5 protein-coding genes are annotated in these 3,049 nt (G+C 44.0%); all 5 read left to right on the top strand.

All coding sequences use genetic code 11. The features are described 5' to 3' along the window. Nucleotides 1-42 precede the first annotated feature (42 nt). The gene (locus F6K57_RS41510; protein ID WP_293074979.1) at nt 43-366 is read left to right on the top strand and encodes a hypothetical protein; all 324 of its coding nucleotides are present in this window, start codon (nt 43-45) and stop codon (nt 364-366) included. Further along, nucleotides 353-586: a transposase gene (locus F6K57_RS41505; RefSeq protein ID WP_293074976.1), complete on the top strand. Its 234-nt coding sequence runs from the start codon at nt 353-355 to the stop codon at nt 584-586. Before F6K57_RS41510 ends, F6K57_RS41505 begins: the two co-directional genes overlap by 14 nt. Nucleotides 587-725: 139 nt before the next feature. After that, nucleotides 726-2,009 carry an AAA-like domain-containing protein gene (locus F6K57_RS41500; protein ID WP_229415335.1) on the top strand — a complete coding sequence of 428 codons (1,284 nt, stop codon included), beginning with the start codon at nt 726-728 and terminating at the stop codon, nt 2,007-2,009. Beyond that, the gene (locus tag F6K57_RS41495; protein WP_158069618.1) at nt 2,006-2,167 is read left to right on the top strand and encodes a hypothetical protein; all 162 of its coding nucleotides are present in this window, start codon (nt 2,006-2,008) and stop codon (nt 2,165-2,167) included. Before F6K57_RS41500 ends, F6K57_RS41495 begins: the two co-directional genes overlap by 4 nt. A 200-nt stretch (nt 2,168-2,367) precedes the next feature. Then, a partial coding sequence (gene tmk, locus F6K57_RS41490) for a dTMP kinase (protein ID WP_293074972.1) occupies nt 2,368-3,049 on the top strand: 682 nt, incomplete at its 3' end.

Here is a 3,049-nt window from a genome sequence, read left to right as displayed (position 1 = left end):
AGTACGTGAGCAAGTAAAAAAAAAGGGCAATGGACAACCCTGATGATTATCGACTCCCAAGCAGTGAAAAACACCTGCAATGCCAGCATCTCTTCCAAAGGATTTTGTTTTTACAAAGCTACTAATGGCATCAAAAGACATCTAGCAGTAGATCCCTTGGGTTTCCCATTTTTTAGTTACTGTACCAAAGCATCGGTGTCTGACGATGTGGGATTAATTGAAATGTTATCTAACAACATTGATTACTTCAAATCTAAACCCGTCAATATTGCCAAGATTACCATCTTACAAGACCGGCGGATATCACCCAGAAAAGCTGACACAGGAATTCGAGAAAATTTATCCTCAGATTATGACCAAAATTAGAGTTGAACTTTCGGCGAAACCATCCAAAGCTCAGAAGGAAAAAGAAGGGAAAAGTGGCTTTGTCCCAGTCAAAGCTCGGTGGGGAATCGAAAGAACGAATTCGTGGATGGAAAGATGCAAGAGTTTGGTGAAGAACTTTGAAAGAACTCTTGAGCATGCGAACACCAAGATAAGTCTCTGTTTTGTTCGACTGATGTTGAAAAGATTAGCTGCTGCTTAAAAAGATTTCAAATGGGTTCTATAATTATTCAAACAATGGATATTCCTTGGTTTTGGTCATCTCTGACTCAAGACCATCAGCAAAAGGTGCACAGAGTAAGGCGATGACAGTAGATCAGCTCATAGATGTACTCACAGTTATGGGGTACACTAAATTGACTTCCCTTCAGGAATGGATTCTGTACCAAGCCTGGGAAGAAAAAACCTATGCCGAGATGGCGGAGGAGATACACTACGGTAGTGAATATCTCAGGAGAATCGCTTCTAAGTTATGGCTATTGCTCAGCAAGATTTTTCACAAACCAATCACCAAGGGCAACTTCAAACCAGTTTTAGCTAGCATTCCTCTGAATCCCTTACACCAAGAGCGAATCAAGAAATATTACCAATCCTTGAGCCAATCTCCAACCTTTCCCATTGGAGTAGTCCCACTCTCATCAGCCTTTTACATTAAACGTCCCCCTGTCGAAGAAATGGCTTACCAAGCCATTGAGGAACTCGGAAGTCTAATCCTGATTAGATCCCCGAAAGAGACCGGTAAAACCTCTTTGATGCTGCGGATAGTAGACGGGGCAAAATCCCTGGGTTACAGAACAGTATGGATTAATTTTGCCCAAGCAGAAAGAACGATTTTAAGTAATTTAGATCGGCTATTACGTTGGTTGTGTGCTAATGTATGTAATCAACTGGTGCTTGCCAAGGAATTGGATGACTATTGGGATGAGGACATCGGCAGTAAAGCAAGCTGTAGCTCTTTTTTTGAAGGACATATCTTAGCGTCCCTTGAACAGCCCCTAGTTTTGGTGATGGATGAAGTGAATTTGCTCCTTGAGCATAAGCAAACAGCTCTTGACTTTTTTATTCTGTTGCGATCTTGGTCTGAGGCTGCCAAATACATGACACCTTGGCAAAAGCTGCGGCTTGTGCTGGCTTACTCCACAGAAGTTGATATTCCTGTTAAAACGTTCGACTATTTATCGAAGTTAGGATTGCCCATTGAATTACCGCAGTTTAACCCTCAACAAATTCAGCAGTTAGCCCAGCTTTATGGACTCGATTGGTTTAGAGGTCAAGCTAGCGAGAAATTAATGGCTATGGTGGGGGGACATCCGAAATTAGTTCAGCTTGCTCTCTATCACTTGGCTTGTCAAAACCTTAGCCTAGAAAAACTTCTTGAGCAAGCACCTACCCGAGAGGGAATTTATAGGGATCATCTGCTGCTAAAATTAACTAGACTTAGGCAAAATGCTGAGTTAGCAACTTTCTTCAACAAGGTGATTCAAACCGATAGAGGTGTTGAGTTAGATTCAATCTTAATCAATAGATTAAAAAATATAGGTTTGATAACCTTTGACGAAAATCACGTCATGCCAAGTTGTGATTTATATCGTCAGTATTTCTTAGCACAGCTTAATGAGAAGTGATTTATCGCCAAGGGAGCATTCAGCCGTCAGCCGTCAGCCGTCAGCCTTGGCCTTTGGGCGACGCTACGCGAATGGCTACGCTACTGTTCGCGCAGCGTGCGCGTAGCGCAATCGGTGCTATCAGCTATCAGCTATTGGCCGTAGGCCACGCTAGTTGAGGTGTTTATGGGAGGAAAGTTCCAGCGTCGAAGCCTCTTCCAGGCTACTGTTCGCGCAGCGTGCGCGTAGCGCAATCGGTGCTTTTGAATAAAATAAGCTGACGGCTGACGGCTGACCGCTGAATGCTGAATGCCTGAGCTTGTTCAAGCAATTGTTTAAGCTGTAGGCTATTAACTAATGAGTAGTAAAGGAGGTGGGCTTGAGCGGTAAGCTAATTGTTTTCGAGGGAGTGGAAGGTGGTGGTAAAACTACCCAACTACAGCGATGCTCAAATTGGCTTCGAGCTGGTGGCTTACAAGACTGTCTAGGTAATGTTTGTTTGGGAAATCAAACCATGCCCGTTGTAGTCACAAGAGAACCAGGGGGAACATTATTAGGCGCTAAGGTTCGCCAACTGCTACTGGATAGAGATTCCTCACCCATTCACCCTCGCGCTGAACTTTTACTCTATGCTGCTGATCGGGCTGAACATGTTGAAGAGTTGATTAAGCCACAGTTGGTCAACGGAGCAATTATTTTATGCGATCGCTACATGGATTCCACAATTGCCTACCAGGGTTATGGGCGAGGTATTGACTTGAAATTGATCGAGGAGCTTAATCAAATTGCTACCGCTGGACTAGAAAGTGACCTCACCCTGTGGCTGGATATTGATGTCGAAATTGGTCTCGAACGGGCGCGACAACGGGGAACCGTTGACCGCATGGAGCAAGCTGACTTAGCATTTCACCGACGAGTGCAGCAGGGATTTCAGCAGTTGTATCAACAAAATCCCCATCGGATTGTTCGGGTAGATGCTAGCTACAGTGAGGAGGAAGTCCATAATTCCATTCAGAAGATTTTGCGTGAACGGTTTAAATCATGGTTCCAGGAGCATTCGA

The sequence above is a fragment of the Moorena sp. SIO4A5 genome, assembly GCF_010672005.1.
In the GTDB taxonomy this organism is placed as follows: Bacteria; Cyanobacteriota; Cyanobacteriia; order Cyanobacteriales; family Coleofasciculaceae; genus Moorena.
This window is presented reverse-complemented; position numbering and strand designations above follow the sequence as displayed.